This window comes from Achromobacter sp. MYb9 (assembly GCF_002975275.1).
Taxonomy (GTDB): domain Bacteria; phylum Pseudomonadota; class Gammaproteobacteria; order Burkholderiales; family Burkholderiaceae_B; genus Achromobacter.
The window spans coordinates 1-14447 of record NZ_PCOQ01000011.1 but is presented as its reverse complement, the minus strand read 5'-3'; the positions used below and the strand labels follow the sequence as shown (position 1 = coordinate 14447).

14 protein-coding genes are annotated in these 14447 nt (G+C 64.1%); 10 read left to right on the top strand and 4 right to left on the bottom strand.

The window, feature by feature from the left end; all coding sequences use genetic code 11:
- Positions 1-149: 149 nt before the first annotated feature.
- The 5 genes from CQ050_RS16875 to CQ050_RS16855 all read left to right on the top strand — a co-directional run bounded on the left by CQ050_RS16875 (position 150) and on the right by CQ050_RS16855 (position 4889).
- The gene (locus CQ050_RS16875) at positions 150-1232 is read left to right on the top strand and encodes a GlxA family transcriptional regulator (protein WP_105558142.1); all 1083 of its coding nucleotides are present in this window, start codon (positions 150-152) and stop codon (positions 1230-1232) included.
- 25 nt (positions 1233-1257) lie between these two features.
- A complete protein-coding gene (locus CQ050_RS16870) occupies positions 1258-1968 on the top strand; it encodes a glutathione S-transferase (RefSeq protein WP_105557985.1) in 711 nt (236 codons plus the stop codon).
- A 482-nt stretch (positions 1969-2450) separates the two neighbouring features.
- A complete protein-coding gene (locus CQ050_RS16865) occupies positions 2451-3932 on the top strand; it encodes a methyl-accepting chemotaxis protein (protein ID WP_105557984.1) in 1482 nt (493 codons plus the stop codon).
- Between the two features lie 110 nt (positions 3933-4042).
- Positions 4043-4267, top strand: coding sequence for a DUF1653 domain-containing protein (locus tag CQ050_RS16860; RefSeq protein WP_105557983.1), 225 nt, complete (start codon positions 4043-4045; stop codon positions 4265-4267).
- Positions 4268-4271: 4 nt separating this feature from the next.
- Positions 4272-4889 (top strand): PolC-type DNA polymerase III, encoded by a 618-nt coding sequence (locus CQ050_RS16855; RefSeq protein WP_105557982.1) that lies wholly within the window; start codon positions 4272-4274, stop codon positions 4887-4889.
- 3 nt (positions 4890-4892) lie between these two features.
- Here CQ050_RS16855 and CQ050_RS16850 read toward each other — a convergent pair whose 3' ends face one another.
- Complete coding sequence (locus CQ050_RS16850; protein WP_105557981.1) at positions 4893-5183, bottom strand: antibiotic biosynthesis monooxygenase; 291 nt, start codon at positions 5181-5183, stop codon at positions 4893-4895.
- Between the two features lie 106 nt (positions 5184-5289).
- Between CQ050_RS16850 and CQ050_RS16845 the strand changes: the two genes are divergently transcribed.
- The 3 genes from CQ050_RS16845 to CQ050_RS16835 all read left to right on the top strand — a co-directional run bounded on the left by CQ050_RS16845 (position 5290) and on the right by CQ050_RS16835 (position 7284).
- The gene (locus CQ050_RS16845) at positions 5290-5691 is read left to right on the top strand and encodes a hypothetical protein (protein WP_233214122.1); all 402 of its coding nucleotides are present in this window, start codon (positions 5290-5292) and stop codon (positions 5689-5691) included.
- Between the two features lie 376 nt (positions 5692-6067).
- Positions 6068-6544, top strand: coding sequence for a hypothetical protein (locus CQ050_RS16840; RefSeq protein ID WP_233214120.1), 477 nt, complete (start codon positions 6068-6070; stop codon positions 6542-6544).
- 44 nt (positions 6545-6588) lie between these two features.
- Complete coding sequence (locus CQ050_RS16835; RefSeq protein ID WP_105557980.1) at positions 6589-7284, top strand: hypothetical protein; 696 nt, start codon at positions 6589-6591, stop codon at positions 7282-7284.
- A 29-nt stretch (positions 7285-7313) separates the two neighbouring features.
- Here the strand turns inward: CQ050_RS16835 and CQ050_RS16830 are convergent, their stop codons facing one another.
- Together CQ050_RS16830 and CQ050_RS16825 are read right to left on the bottom strand one after the other, a co-directional pair.
- Positions 7314-9719 carry a DUF3772 domain-containing protein gene (locus CQ050_RS16830; protein WP_105557979.1) on the bottom strand — a complete coding sequence of 802 codons (2406 nt, stop codon included), beginning with the start codon at positions 9717-9719 and terminating at the stop codon, positions 7314-7316.
- Between the two features lie 226 nt (positions 9720-9945).
- Positions 9946-10872, bottom strand: a complete 927-nt coding sequence (locus CQ050_RS16825; RefSeq protein ID WP_105557978.1) for a LysR family transcriptional regulator — start codon at positions 10870-10872, stop codon at positions 9946-9948.
- A gap of 247 nt (positions 10873-11119) precedes the next feature.
- On the opposite strand from CQ050_RS16825, the gene CQ050_RS16820 reads away from it, so the two are divergent.
- Positions 11120-12637, top strand: a complete 1518-nt coding sequence (locus tag CQ050_RS16820; protein ID WP_105557977.1) for an acetyl-CoA hydrolase/transferase family protein — start codon at positions 11120-11122, stop codon at positions 12635-12637.
- A gap of 128 nt (positions 12638-12765) precedes the next feature.
- Here CQ050_RS16820 and CQ050_RS16815 read toward each other — a convergent pair whose 3' ends face one another.
- Positions 12766-13719: a LysR substrate-binding domain-containing protein gene (locus CQ050_RS16815; RefSeq protein ID WP_105557976.1), complete on the bottom strand. Its 954-nt coding sequence runs from the start codon at positions 13717-13719 to the stop codon at positions 12766-12768.
- A gap of 123 nt (positions 13720-13842) precedes the next feature.
- On the opposite strand from CQ050_RS16815, the gene CQ050_RS31135 reads away from it, so the two are divergent.
- Positions 13843-14178 carry a hypothetical protein gene (locus tag CQ050_RS31135; protein WP_233214119.1) on the top strand — a complete coding sequence of 112 codons (336 nt, stop codon included), beginning with the start codon at positions 13843-13845 and terminating at the stop codon, positions 14176-14178.
- Positions 14179-14447 lie beyond the last annotated feature (269 nt).

The window sequence follows — 14447 nt, the reverse complement described above, 5'->3', positions numbered from 1 at the left end:
TTCCCCTTGTCGATTTATCGGCTTGTCTCGGCTGCCCGTGGAACCGGGCGTTCCAAACGCGGAGCCGTGACGTCGCCATGCCTGCATCTTGGGTGATCCCAGGGAAAACCAGCTTGAAGGCGTGGGACATAAACTTGAATAATTGCGACATGACGATCGTCGAAACACCGGCTTCCCGGCCTTCCTCCTATGAGGACGCCGCAGAGGCCCTGCCCCAGGGGAAACCCGCACTCACCATCGGCATCGTGCTGATGGACCAGTTCACGCTGGCTGCGTTCGCCGGACTGGTCGACGTGTTGCGCCTGGCAGGCGACCATGGCGGGCGCAGCCGGCAGATCCATACGGCATGGCGCGTCATGAGCTGGGACGGCAAGCCGCGTTGCTCCAGCGCGGGCCTGACCATCGACGTGGCCGACAGCCTGCCCGACGACCCGGCGCAGTTCGACTACGTGGCCGTCTGCGGGGGTAACGACTACATCAACGGCCGCATGCCGGAGCCGCTGCGCGACTGGCTGCGGTTGGCGGCGGCGCTGCGGGTTCGGCTGCTGGGCATCTGCACGGGCACGTTCGCCCTGGCGCAGGCCGACGTGATCGGGCCGCGCACGGTATGCGTGCACTGGAATGTGCTGGATGCGTTTCGCGAGCGCTTTCCGCAGACCCGCGCGGTGGTGGACCGCCTGTTCGTGGACGAAGGCGACCTGATCTCGTGCGCCGGCTCCACCGCGGCGATCGACCTGGGCCTGTATCTGGTGGCCCGTCATTGCGGGCGCGACAAGGCGCAGCAGGCGATGCGGCACATGATGCTGCAAGGCGTGCGCCCCGGCCGCGTGCCGCAGGCGCATTTCCGCACCGACCTGTCCGGCATCCAGGATCTGCGCGTGCGCCAGGCGGCGCACTTCATCGAGCAGCGCATCGACAACCCGCCGCCGCTGGACGCCATCGCGCGCTACGTCGGCGTGGGCCGGCGGCAACTGGAACGTGCGTTCCGCGTTGCCACGGGCATGTCGCCCATGGCGTTTCAGCGGCAATTGCGGTTGGAGTACGGAAGCTGGTTGTTGCTGAATAATCCTTGCAGCATCACGCAGATTGCGTTGGACTGCGGTTTTGCGGACGGTGCGCATTTCTCGCGCGATTTCAGGGCGCACTTCGGATTATCCCCGCGCCAGTATCAACAGGCCCGTGGCGCGCAGGCGGCCGGGCAAGAGGGCGGCGTCAGCGTATTTCCTGCCTAGCCTTCGCTTAACCAAAGGAGACGGCATGACATATGACCTCTGGTATTGGGACGGCATTCCCGGGCGTGGCGAGTTCGTGCGCCTGGCGCTGGAAGCAGGCGGCATTCCGTATCGCGAACGCGTGCGCGAACCTGGCGCCTCGGAAAATGCGCTGATCGACGATATGCAGGCGCCACGCAAGCATCCGCCATTCGCGCCGCCCTATCTGGTGGCCGACGGCATGACGCTGGGCCAGACGGCCAATATCCTGCTGTTCCTGGGCGAAAAGCATGGGCTGGCGCCAGAATCGCTGGAAGGCCGTCTATGGGTGAATCAACTTCAGTTGACCATCGCCGATATGGTGACCGAGGCGCACGATACGCATCACCCCATTTCCGCCAACGACTACTACGAAGACCAGAAAGAAGAAGCTGCGCGCCGCGCGCGCGGTTTCCGGGAAGAACGCATACCGAAATTTCTGGCGTACTTCGAACGCGCGCTTGCCGGCCCCGAGGCCTGGCTGGCCGGCGGCACGCGCTGGACCTACGTTGACCTGTCGCTGTTCCATTTGGTTGACGGGCTGCTCTATGCCTTTCCCAAGCGCATGGGCACGGTGGCTTCGGATTATCCGAACGTGATGGCCCTGCACGCGCGCGTGGCGGCGTTGCCGGCATTGCAGGCCTATTTCGATAGTGGCAGGCGGTTGCCTTTTGGCGAGTGCATTTTTCGCCAGTATCGCGAACTGGACGCCGCCTGATTACTGCGCAAAGTCATGAATGCCGGGCGGGATCCCGGCGTGCGCGCCAACATGGCGGGTGATCCGTCCGTATTTATATTCACCCCATTAATAATTAGGGGCAGTGACTCCGTTGAAAGAGTGCGCTGCGGTTAACCCCCATAAGAATGGGCGACGGAATTCGTATTAACCCTGAGCGCCATTGTCCGGGGTATTCGAAAACCCCGCGTTAGTTATGCAGCAGAACTTTTTTTCACAATGCCACCGATAATGGGTTGAGAAACGTTCATTTTTAGGATTAAATAATTTCGACTAGATACACTCTTGTGTTCTTATGTTTCTAGCCAGCCTGCCGTTACTGCTGTGCGACGGACCACCAGGCAGCAAGCGCATGCGGCGCGGCATGCACAGCTGAGTTTGGGACGCGCCAAGCAGTTCTGATAGAGATTCCGCTTGTCGACCGTTTTCAGGAACCCGTCCCATCTCTTGGCAGGAGACGCATCATGCAATGGACTACCCTCAATCGCCTTTTCCGCGGAGAACGCGGCATGCAAAAGGCGGATTTATACGGCCAGATCTCGGCGATCCATCGCGCCCAGGCCGTTATCGAATTCGACCTCGAAGGCCATGTCCTGATGGCCAATCAGAATTTCCTGGATACCATGGGATATTCGCTGGACGAGGTCCTGGGGCAACACCACCGCATGTTCATTGATCCCGATGAACGCGAATCCGCCGAATATCTGGCTTTCTGGCAGAAACTCGGCCAGGGCGCCTACGATGCCGGCCGTTATCGCCGCGTCTGTCGCGACGGACGGGACGTCTGGCTTCAGGCGTCGTATAACCCCATCTTCGATAAGCGTGGCCGGCCGGTCAAGGTGGTCAAGTACGCCACCGACATTACCGACCAGCAGCAGCGCCAGGCCGACACGGAAGGCCAGTTGGCGGCCATTTCCAAGGTGCAGGCGATTATCGAGTTCGAACTCGACGGCACGATCATCCGCGCCAACGACCTATTCCTGAATGCCGTGGGGTATCACGCGTCTGAAGTTGAAGGCCGGCACCACAGTATGTTCGTGCGGCCCGAAGAGGCGCGCACGGCGGCCTACCAGGAATTCTGGCGCAAACTGCGCAGCGGCCAACACGACACGGGTCAGTACCTGCGTATCGGCAAGGGCGGGCGGCAGGTCTGGATCGAAGCCAGCTACAACCCGATCTTCGATGCTGAAGGGCGGCCATTCAAAGTCGTGAAGTACGCCACCGACATCACCAAGCGATTTACCGCCGCGCAAACATTGCGGGTAGCGGTGCAGGGCTTGACGGAAAACGCCGAGCGAGCCAGCCAGGCCAACGCCTTGGCGCTGGACGCCAGCAAGGTGGCGGAGCAGGGCGGCAAGACGGTGAAGGGCGTCGTGCAGACGATGGGCGCCATCACCGAAAGTTCGCGTCGCATCTCCGAGATCATCGGCGTGATGGACGGCATCGCTTTCCAGACGAATATCCTGGCCTTGAACGCGGCCGTGGAAGCGGCCCGGGCCGGCACGCACGGCAAGGGTTTCGCGGTGGTCGCGGCCGAGGTCCGCAGCCTGGCGCAGAACAGTGCCGCCGCCGCCAAAGAGATCAAGGGATTGATCACGACGTCCGTCGAACAAATCGAAAGCGGCGCGGGGCAGGTGCAGTCCGCGGGCGCCACGATGGAAGACATCGTGGCCTCGTCCCGTCGCGTCACCGAGATCATGGCGGAAGTCGTGAACGTGTCGCTGGCGCAATCGGCCAAGTTGGGTGACGTGACCGAGGACATCACGCAGATGACCGCGGAGGCCGCCCAGACGCTGCGCGCCACGCAAGAGGCGGCCGATGCGCAGGCCTTGCGGAAAGACCGGCAGGTCGGGGTGGTCAAGCCGGTGGCCGCCGCCGTGCGGGCACGGCCTGCGGCAAATACGCCGTTGCCCCCCAAACCGGTGCTGGAATACGTGCGTTACTGAGCGCCGCAGGCCGGCGCCCGCGCGAGTGCGCTATAAAGACGGTATTGTCTGAATCCCTGGCCTGGGCCGGATCGCCTCCGCCCGGGCCGCTCTATTTGCAGCATCCGTCCATGACCGAATCCGAAGCCCTGGCCCTTGCCTCGCACCGCCATTACAAGGGCGGCCTGTACCTGTACGTGGGTACCGCCCGCCATTCCGAGACCGAAGAGTCCATGGTGGTGTACGAACACCTTTGGCCGCACGAGCGTGGTTTGTGGGTACGGCCCGCCACGTTGTTCTTCGGTCAGTTGGCCGATGGCTCGCCGCGTTTCGCGCCGTTGCGCGCGGCGGAGTAGCGCGGTGACGTTCTTCAATCGGCGTCCACGGACCAGTGGTGGAGCGCCGCGTGCGGCGGTCAATCGGACGCAGGCCGCTGCTGCGCTGGAGTCGGCGCTGCAGGCGTTGCGCGGCCCTTTCATCGTGGCCGACTTGGAAACCACCGGGCTGTCCACCTCCACGTGCGAAATCCTGGAATTCGCGGCGGTCCGCGTCGAAGCCGCCGGCACGTTGGCGCGCGAGTACACGCAGGTGGTGCGCACAAGGTCGCCCGTGCCGTCTTTCATCACCCGGCTGACCGGCATCACGCAGGCGGAAGTCGACCGCCACGGCGTGCCAGTGGTGCAGGCATTTTCGTCCTTCCTCGAATTCGTGGAAGACTTGCCCGTGTTCTTTCACAATGCCTCGTTCGATCGACGCTTCCTGGGCGCCGCGGCCGACCAGACGGGGCTGCCGTTCGCCAACCCGACGCATTGCACGCTGGCGCTGGCCCGGCGTGCCTGGCCCGAACTGCCGTCCCATAAGCTCGAGATACTGGCGCGGCATGTGGGGGCGTCCGATCCCACTCACCGCGCATTGGCCGACGTGCGCACGACGGTGGCCGTGGCGTTGGCGGCCAGCTCGCGGCTGGCCGCGGCCTGACGGTCAGATCACTTTTTGTTCGTGGTGGACCTGGGGCGGCTCGACGAAGAAGCCGGCGACAAGCCGGCGCCATTCCTGGAAATCAGGCGATTCGCGAAAATCAACCATGTGGTTCTCGACCGTTTCCCAGTCGACCACCAGCGTATAGCGCTGCGGTTGTTCAATGCTACGGTGCAGCGCCATGCTGTGGCATCCGCGGGCACGCAGGAACAGCGGTTTGGCCTGTGCCACGCCTGCCTCGAACAGCGCTTCCTGCCCTTCGCGGACATGAATGCTGGCAATCTCCTGGATCATGACGGTGTCTCCGAAAAATTGGGGCCGGGTAAGGCCCGGCCGGCCGGAGTAGTATGGCTGAAAATTCTCATGTCAGCCTGTCCCGATGAATCTTCGAGCCGTCAAATTGACTCGCCTTATTGCCGCTCGCCTGCTGTGGTACGTGGGTATCGCCGTTATCGCCGTCATGGCGCTGGCGCTCAACACGCCGTTCAGCGTGGCGGTGGTGTTGTCCGCGATCGCCCTCTATATCCCCCTCTCGGTGCTGTGCCTGCCCCTGATGGCCTGGCTATGCTGGAGTCGTGGCTTGCGTCTTCCCGTGTCGGGCCGCCCGCCCGCCTGGCCGGCCGGGTTGGCCGGCGCGCTGGGCATCGCGCTGCTGGTCGGCTATCGCGTGCAGTCCGATCTGGGCCTGGCGGAATGCGGTGTCCTGCTGATGCTCGTCGCCGGCGATCTCTGGCTGGTCCGCCGGGAAGTCGTGCAGTTCTTCTCGTTTTCGCCCGCAGGCCCCGGCCAACCGTCAGCCTAAAGGCCATCAACGGCTTGCCTGCCGGCGAGCGCGCTAGGCAGCTTGTCCGAGCCAGCGGCGCGCCGCCCCATCCTTAAAGTTGAGCCCGCTTGCGTGATGCTGCCGCCAGCCGCGCTTTTCATCGTCCATACGCATGGCGCGATGCGCGCGTTCTCGTCTGTTTTGCTCGCTGATTAACGGGTGGCCCTCGTCCACAAAGACGCGGTCACCCGTTTAACCGATATCGACTTGCCTAGGACGGAGCAATCATTCCGTACCAATACAAAAGTCCCACGCCACTCGTCTTCGTGCGGGCACGCGGGAGGGACGTAGCGGTCCGCGCCGGTCGGCCACCGGCACCTGTGCATCCGCATGACGCGGATCAGGAGGAGCTCAAATGAAAAAGCTCGCAATCGTCGCAGCCATGACCTTGTTTGCCGCATCGGCCTATGCCACCGGCCCGGGCATGCCTTCCGTGTCGATCACCGGCCATGCCGGCACGATCAATGGCACGGCGTCATCGGTCTCCACCGGCAGTTCGGTGGTGGCAACCCAGGTCAACGGCTACGGGTCTTCCAGCCAGACCTCGTTCGGCGAAACCGGCGGCGTCGCGCAAGTCGGTGGCACATTCAGCCGGGACGGCACCCAAGTGGTCACCAGCACGCGCCAATACGCCACCAGCGAATCCTACGGCAACGTGACGGGCAATGCGCCCATCATGGTGGGCGACAGCATCGCCAACGGCGGCGCGTCGTTCGGCAAAACGGACACGGCCGCGTCGGCGACCGGGACATTCGTTGCCGGCAATATCGGCGCGTTTGGGTCGATTGGCGGTGTCGGCGGGGTGGGCCACATCTCCGGCTTCAACCACTGACCCAATTATCCGGACGGCTTCGGCCGTCCGGTCGAGGGGACATCATGAAAACCATCGTGCTTGCAATCTCCCTGTCGCTGGCGGCGTGCACGGCCGCAGCGCAGACTAGTACCTCCAGTTCCACGACATCCGCGTCGTCGGGGTCGACCAATGCCGGCAATAACCAGGGCATCACGCTGAATTCCAACAACAGCGGTTCCAGCACCGTGAAGACGGTTCCGCCTGTGGGTGGCCAGAGCTTCTATGGTTCGTTCTCGTCGGACAGCTGCATGGTGTCGGCAGGCGGCGGGGGCTCCGTGGTGGGTTTCGGTATGAACGTCGCCATACCGATCGAAGACCAGAAATGCAGCCTGCGGCGCAACTTCGAACGCACGATGCAGGCCGCCGCTTCCACCAAGGACGCTGACCGCTCGCGCCGGTTGGAGACCGCGGCTATCGACATCCTGTGCCAGACCGACGACCGCACCAAGGCCGCGTTGGTGGCGCAGGGGCTCTGCACCAATCCCGCGCTGACCACGGCGGATCATCGTTTCGATACGACGGCGGTCGCGCAGACTTCGCCGACCACGACCACCGTCGTTGCGCCGCCCACGCCTGTGCAAAGCCAGGCCAGGCCTGCGGCGCCCGCCGTGCAGCCGTATCCGGTGCAGGCCGTTCAAACCACCGCGCTGGCGGCGCCGCCTTTGCGCAATCCCAGGCTCGAGCGACAGCAGTTCGCCGATCTATATTCACCCGGCTGACGCCAGGAAGCGCCAGCGCGGCAGAGCGGTCAGGTGGAGGCGGGCGGCGCAACGGCACCGGGCGCCGCCTCCGGCAAAGGCGCCGAGGCCAGCAGCATCGTGGGGGGCGAAGATACCTCCAGGCCCGCGTCATTCAAGCGCTTGAGCACCGTGAACAACATCGCGCTGCGCACGCCGTAAGCCGCGCGCGGCGAGGAAACGTAGCCCCTGGCGTTGAAGACCAGATGGCCGCCTTCGATGCCGTCCAGGAACACGTTGGGCGCGGGCGTCTCCAGCACGTCCTCGTGGTCCGCGAAGGCCTGCAAGATCAATTCGCGCACCTGCTCGGGGTCCGTCGACAACGGCAGGGGCAGCTTGATCTGCACCAGGCCCAAGGGATTCGACCGGGTGACGTTGCGCACGGTCTTGGTCACGAATTCCGAGTTGGGCACGATCACGGTGGACCGGTCGCCCATCTGGATTTCGGTCGCGCGGACATTGATGCGCAGGATGTCGCCTTCAACGCCGCCCAGCGACACCCAGTCACCCACTTTGACCGGGCGCTCGGCAAGCAGGATGAGGCCCGACACGAAATTCTGCACCACCGCTTGCAAGCCAAAGCCGATACCCACCGACAACGCGCTGGCAATCCACGCCACGCGTTCCAGGCCGATGCCGGCTGCCGATAACGATAAGGCGACGGCCAGCACAACCCCCGCGTATCCGAACAAGGTCGCGGCCGACAACTGCATGCCCGGATCCAGTTCCGTGGTCGGCAGGTAGCGGTTCGACAGCCAGCGCTTGAGCATCTTCACGCTCAGCAGCGACAGGCCCAGCACGATCAGCGCCTGGAGCACCGCGCCGGGGCGGATCTGCGCCTCGCCGATCGCCAGGCCCTTGCGCAACTGGTCAAAGCGTTGCACCAGATCGGCCGGCCCTTCGCCGAAAGGCGCCAGCAGAAGAATCACCGCCAGCAACCCGACGGCCACACGGCCGATACCCGACAGCAGCACGGCCGCCTGGTCGCGCAGGCTGGGGCCCTCGTTGTCGCCTTCGCGGTGCGACGTGCCCAGCAGCGTGCTGAACCCGTCTTCGATCAACGTCGACACCAGATAGGCGGAAGCCAGCACGATCAGCGTCCACAGCACTTGCTTGGTCAGGAAGGCGCCAAAGGCCACATATCCCGCCAGCAAGCTGCCCAGGCCCAGAATCAGCACCGCCCACACCGTGCCCAGCACAAGCGACGTCCAGAACGGAGCGGGCGCGTCGTTCTCCAGGGTGCTCTGGCGGCGCAACCTGCGGCAGATACCCAGCACGATGGCCATCATGATCATGATGATCGCGGCGACGATGCCGGTCAGCGTGATCGTTGTCGTCAGGCTGGCGTTCAGCAGCACCGGCAGGCGTTCGGCCAGCCAGATCATCACGACCAGCGTGCCCAGCAGGTTGGGCAGCCAATTCAGGCGCGTCGCCACCGCGTCGCTGATGGGGGGCAGGCGCCAGGACGGGCGATGCGTCGACAGCAGCGCATTGCCCAGGCCAGACACGTAGCCGCCGAAGCAGACGGTCGCAACCAGTGTCGCCAGCAGGGCGCCCGTGTTGTCGGACAGCTGCGAATTCCAGTCCAGGCCGGCGTGGATCAATAGCGCGATCACGCCTGGCGTCGCGACCGACAGGGTCAGCTGGGCCACCGCCAGGAACGAGCGCCGCAGCCGGCCCGGGGGCACGCGTGTCGCGGTCAAGCGCAGAAAAAGCCGGCCAATCCAGATGCGCAGCGCGATCGTCAGCGCTGCCGCGACGGCCAGCAACAGCCATCCCCAGGTGGGCGTTTGCCGGATGGCGGTGGACAGGTCGTCGCGCAACGCTTCCAGGCGCTCGAGGTCACGCGGAAACTCCTCGTGGAATTCCACCCAGAATTGCTTGGACAGGAACGAGTCGCGCCGCTCGCCCATGCGTGCCTGGAATTGCGTGCGGCGCTGCGCCGAAATCTGTTCCGCGGTCTGTCCGGCGTCGACGGACAGCAAACGGGCCAGCTTGATCTGCGCATCCAGCGCGCGGCTGCTTTTCTCCAGCTGCGTGCGCTGGGCCGCCACGTCGGGGGCTTCCTTGGCGCCTTCGGGGGGCGCGCCCAATTCGCTCAATCTTGCGGTCAGGCTGGTCAACTGGGGCGCCAGCGCTTCGGTGGCCGCATCGGCTTTTGACTGGATGTCCAGCGCGTCGCCGCGCTGTTTGACGAGCGTGGCGTCGTCGGTCTCGTCGGCGACGCGCTTGCGAATGTCGTCGATCTGCTTGCGCGCCGCCGCCAGCTGCGTCTCGGTTTCCGCCGGATTCGGCGGCGGCGCCGCGAAGGCTGGCATCAGACAGAGCGCCAACAACAACGCCGCGACAAGCGCGGCGATCTGGGGCGCATGAAGGCGCCGGATGCTTAAGAGCAGGGGGATGCGGATTTGGGTCATATTCTTGTGCGAGACACTCGCGTCGAGGCGGCAGCATAACAAGCCGCGGACCGGTCCGTTGCAACAAAAACACGTAGCGCGTCCCTAATTTATGGGCAGAGACGCCGAGGGCCTTTCGCTCATCCTCAGGGGGCAGGGAAACAGGGCCGGATCGGATGCCGGTCCGTCGAGGGCGCCGGCGGACCGGCCAGCCGGCAATCCACGTTTACGAGGTCAACGTTTGGAATCAACTCGGGCGGGCCGGCGTCCCCCGGGAGGCCGGTTTTTTGGGCTTTCCCAGTACGGCGTCGCATACGTCCAGCCAGGCTCGCGCGGCAAAGGACAGATACCCCGATTGCAGCCAGATGTGGCCGACCTCCCACTGCATGCCCGACTTGGCAAGCTTTGCTGTGCTCAGACCCCGCGTCTTCATGCGCTGCATCAGCGGTTCAGGCAGCAGCGCGACGCCCAGCCCGGCGGATGCCATTGCCACCAGAAAATCCCAATGCGCGCTTTGCGCGGCGATGCCCGGCTGAAAACCCGCATCGGCGAAGGCCTGACGCAGGCGCCGGGTGACGGCGAAGTCGTCGGTGGGAATCAGCAACCGGGCGTCTCGCAAGGCGCTCAAGGGCAGGGATGTTTTGCCTGCCCAGGGTGCGTCGGGTGGGCCGATCACCCATATTGGGTAACTGCCGAAGCGCTGGGCGGCCAGTCCCCCGTCGGGTGCGATGGGCAGGATCGTCGCGCCCACTTCCAGTTCGCCGTTCGCCACCAGCGCTTCAACGGCTTGGCCCGTGCCCTCGCGCAGGGTCAGGTGAATGCCGGGGTGCAGCTCCCGGAAACGCTTCACAACCGGGGTGAACAGCAGGTTGATCATCGGCGGGATCCCGACCTCAAGCGCGCCACGATCCAGGTCGGCGGTCTGGCGCAGTTCTTCCGACAGTTGCCGCATCGTCTCCAGCACCTGGAGCCCGCGCTGGTACATGACGCGTCCGGTGTCCGTGGGGCGCGCCGTGTGACCGTCGCGGATCAACAGCGGCGTGCCTGCCTCTTCTTCCAATTGGCGAATCATCTTGCTGACGGTCGACTGCGTGACGAACAGCGCTTTGGCTGCGTGCGTGAAGCTGGCGTGCCGCACCGTTTCCACGAAATACCGCAATGCACGCACGTCCATGGCGTGAGGCTCCCTAGGCGCGTTGCGGGCAAAAGCGTCAATTGATGAAAAAAACGACTGATTTGAATGATTTTAAGTCATTACGAGATTTAAGCGCGCCTTCCTATACTGCGAAAAATTCGTCCTGGATGCGGCCACGCGCCACACCGGGATATCGGGAAACGCCGCGAAAGACGGCGCCCGGGCGCTGATAGGCGGCCCCGCCGCGCCCGGCCGCAAGCCGTTGGCCTTTAAATTTGGAGACTCCATGCACCTCGACCGTATCCGCCACCCTGGCTTGCGCGCCAAGATCACGTCCGCCGATCAGGCGGCATCGCTGGTGCAGGACGGCATGACCGTGGGAATGAGCGGTTTCACGCGCGCCGGGGACTGTAAGTCCGTGCCGGCCGCGTTGGCGGCGCGGGCCCAGCGCGAGCCCCTGTCGATCACGCTGATCACGGGCGCCTCGCTGGGCCACGACACCGACAAGCTGCTGGCCCAGGCCAATGCGCTGGCGCGTCGCATGCCGTTTCAGGTCGACACCACGCTGCGCCGCAAGATCAATCAAGGCGACATTGCCTTCATCGACCAGCACCTGTCGGAAACCGTCGAGCAACTGCGCGCGGGCCATCTGGGCCCGATTAACGTCGCCATCATCGAGGCGGCCGCCATCACGGAATCGGGCGCGATCGTGCCGACCATGTCGGTAGGAAACTCGGCTTCGTTCGCCCAACAGGCCGACAAGATCATTATCGAATTGAACGTGGGCGTGCCTGCCGCCATCGAAGGCCTGCACGACATCTATGTGCCCGCCGACCGTCCGGCACGCCAGCCGATCGGCCTGGTGTCGGTGGACCAGCGTATCGGCCAGCCCTTCATCGACGTGGACCCCGACAAGATCGCCGCTATCGTCATCACGCATGAACCGGACAGCCCGTCCAACGCCTTGCCGCCCGACGACGACACCAACGCCATCGCCAACCATATCAACACGTTCCTGCGAGGCGAAGTTGACGCGGGCCGGCTGACGAACTCCCTGTTGCCGCTGCAGGCCGGCATCGGCACCATCGCGAATGCGGTCTTGCACGGCTTCGAGTCGTCGGATTTCGAGAACTTGACGATGTACTCCGAAGTGCTGCAAGACAGCGCCATCGAACTGCTGGACCAAGGCAAGCTTGCCTTCGCGTCGGCTTCCTCCATCACGGTATCGAAGCCCGTCTACGACAAGATCCTGGCCAATATCGAGCATTATCGCGAACGCATCGTGCTGCGCCCGCAAGAAATCAGTAATGCGCCTGAGATCGTCCGCCGTCTGGGCATCATCGGCATCAACACGGCGCTGGAGTTCGATATCTACGGGAACGTGAACTCCACGCACGTCGGCGGCACGCACATGATGAACGGCATCGGCGGCTCGGGCGACTTCGCGCGCAACGCGCATCTTGCGATCTTCGTATCCAAGTCAATGGCCAAGGGCGGCGATATCTCGAGCGTGGTCCCGATGGTGTCCCACGTGGACCACACGGAGCACGACGTGGATGTGTTGGTGACCGAATGCGGCCTGGCGGACCTGCGCGGCCTGGCGCCGCGTGAACGCGCGCGCGCCATCATCCAGCATTGCGTGCATCCGTCTTACCGCGATGCGTTGCAGGACTATTTCGACCGCGCCTGCCAGCGCGGCGGCCAGACGCCCCATCTGTTGGAAGAGGCATTTTCCTGGCATCAGCGCTTCAATGAAACGGATTCGATGCAGTTGGCGAAGGCCCCGACGCGCAAGGTGGCCTGACGGCTCGCAATGTTGACTGCCGCCGCCGCGGCGCCCGCCAGGCCATGCGAGCGAAGCGTATCCTGGTCTGCGGGGAGTGCTCCCGCCGGTCGCCGTGTTTAGGTAGAGGTAAAGCAGCGAAAGCTGCTTTACCTTTTTTTTCGCCCAGGATCCAGGGGCGGAACATCCAGCTCGGACGGCGTGGTGACAAGCGCGCAACGAGATAGCTCCAGTTCGTCGCGTAGCCATTGCTTCAGGGCGACCAGGGGTGCCCATTCCCGCAGGCTGGGCGGATAGACCAGGTGGTAAGTCTGCGCCTGCTCATACTGCACGCTCATGGGAGAAATCCGCACCAGGCGCCCGGCACAGAGGGCGTCCGCGGCCAGTAGTTCGCGGCCTAGCGTAATGCCCAAGCCCTGCTCGGCGGCCTGCAGCATCATCCCCGCGTCATTGAACGTGGCCACCGGCGTGACAGGCGTGCGCAGGCCGGCGGCATTGAACCAGTGCTGCCACATTTCACGTTCGCCCAGCAACGGCTGGCGGGCCAGCGTTTCGGGGGAATTGTCTTCAAGCGTTGCCGCGGTTTCAGGTGACGCCAGCGCAATCAGTGGCAGCGGCATGTCGAACAGCGGCTCGGATTCCACGCCCGCCCAAGGTCCGCGGCCAAACCGCAGTGCGGCATGAAAGCCGTCACGCACCAGATCCACAACCTGCTGCGACGTCTCGATCTCCAGTGACAAGCCCGGGTTGCGCACGCGCCACCGCGCCATGCGGGGCAGCAGCCAGCGCTGCGCAAAAGAAGGCAGCACCGACACCCGCAAGCGTTGCTCGCTACCTGTCGCGGCAGCGGCTGCGGCCATCACGCCCTCGTCCAATACGGATAGCGCGCTTTGCACGCTGCACAGCAGCGCGGCACCGGCGCTATTCAGGACGATGCCGCGCCCACTGCGCTCAAACAGCGGAAAGCCCAACTGTTCTTCCAGTCCCTTGATCTGTTGGCTGACCGCGCTATGCGTCAAGTGCAGTCGATCCGCCGCCGCGCGCAGGTTCTGCAATTCGGCGACGGCCCGGAAGGCCGGCAAGGTGTTCAGAGGCAAACGCATGAGAATTCTCGGAAAAATCGCATCTGGTCAGATTAGCTGACCAATAACCCAAAAACAATTCGATTTTCACCCGCCGTCTGGGCGACTACGCTTACCAAAACGTCCAAGAGCCAGGAGTCCCTCATGTCCGCCCAAACCTGCACGTCCCCTGCATCCCCTTTCCGGCCGGAACGCCGGCCAGCCCAAGTTGCCTCGACGCCATCGCCCGCCAACATCGGCGCAAGCCGCCAGGACAGCCCACACACAAATAGGCAGGACGCAGAGGGATCCCGCGGCTGGCTGGCCAAGGTCTGGGACGCATATTGCAAGCGTCGTGCCGAAGCCCGCCTGCGTAACCTCGCCGCCGACATGGACCCGCACATCCTGCAAGACGTGGGGGCGCCCAGCTGGCTCGTCAACGAAACCACCATGCAACGCGACCTCGCGCGCTTGAAGCATACGGACTACATGCGCTGGTAGCCGTGTCCTCTCTCTATATATAGCGAGAGGGTCAGGCGAGGGTGGGGGAAGGCCAGGAACGAACGCCGCGCAACGTCTCTATATATAGGCAGCGGCCACCTTCCCGTCTCTAAGCAAGAAATTGAAGGCGTCTTTGCTTCCTGCGCATGACAGCCCAAAAACTTGTGCTATAGTCTCGCTCCTTCGCAGTTCAGACAGTTTTTTGAACGGCGGGGCCAAGCAAGCACAACAGGCAAAGCAAGGGCATCCCGGGGCAACCCAACGGACAC

Excerpts from the sequence above, each read along its gene's own strand:
- CQ050_RS16860 (WP_105557983.1), top strand. The coding sequence starts at position 4,043 with ATGACCGAATCCGAAGCCCTGGCCCTTGCCTCGCACCGCCATTACAAG.
- CQ050_RS16865 (WP_105557984.1), top strand. The coding sequence starts at position 2,451 with ATGCAATGGACTACCCTCAATCGCCTTTTCCGCGGAGAACGCGGCATG.
- CQ050_RS31135 (WP_233214119.1), top strand. The coding sequence starts at position 13,843 with ATGTCCGCCCAAACCTGCACGTCCCCTGCATCCCCTTTCCGGCCGGAA.
- CQ050_RS16830 (WP_105557979.1), bottom strand. The coding sequence starts at position 9,719 with ATGACCCAAATCCGCATCCCCCTGCTCTTAAGCATCCGGCGCCTTCAT.
- CQ050_RS16850 (WP_105557981.1), bottom strand. The coding sequence starts at position 5,183 with ATGATCCAGGAGATTGCCAGCATTCATGTCCGCGAAGGGCAGGAAGCG.
- CQ050_RS16870 (WP_105557985.1), top strand. The coding sequence starts at position 1,258 with ATGACATATGACCTCTGGTATTGGGACGGCATTCCCGGGCGTGGCGAG.
- CQ050_RS16835 (WP_105557980.1), top strand. The coding sequence starts at position 6,589 with ATGAAAACCATCGTGCTTGCAATCTCCCTGTCGCTGGCGGCGTGCACG.
- CQ050_RS16825 (WP_105557978.1), bottom strand. The coding sequence starts at position 10,872 with ATGGACGTGCGTGCATTGCGGTATTTCGTGGAAACGGTGCGGCACGCC.
- CQ050_RS16840 (WP_233214120.1), top strand. The coding sequence starts at position 6,068 with ATGAAAAAGCTCGCAATCGTCGCAGCCATGACCTTGTTTGCCGCATCG.
- CQ050_RS16875 (WP_105558142.1), top strand. The coding sequence starts at position 150 with ATGACGATCGTCGAAACACCGGCTTCCCGGCCTTCCTCCTATGAGGAC.
- CQ050_RS16820 (WP_105557977.1), top strand. The coding sequence starts at position 11,120 with ATGCACCTCGACCGTATCCGCCACCCTGGCTTGCGCGCCAAGATCACG.
- CQ050_RS16815 (WP_105557976.1), bottom strand. The coding sequence starts at position 13,719 with ATGCGTTTGCCTCTGAACACCTTGCCGGCCTTCCGGGCCGTCGCCGAA.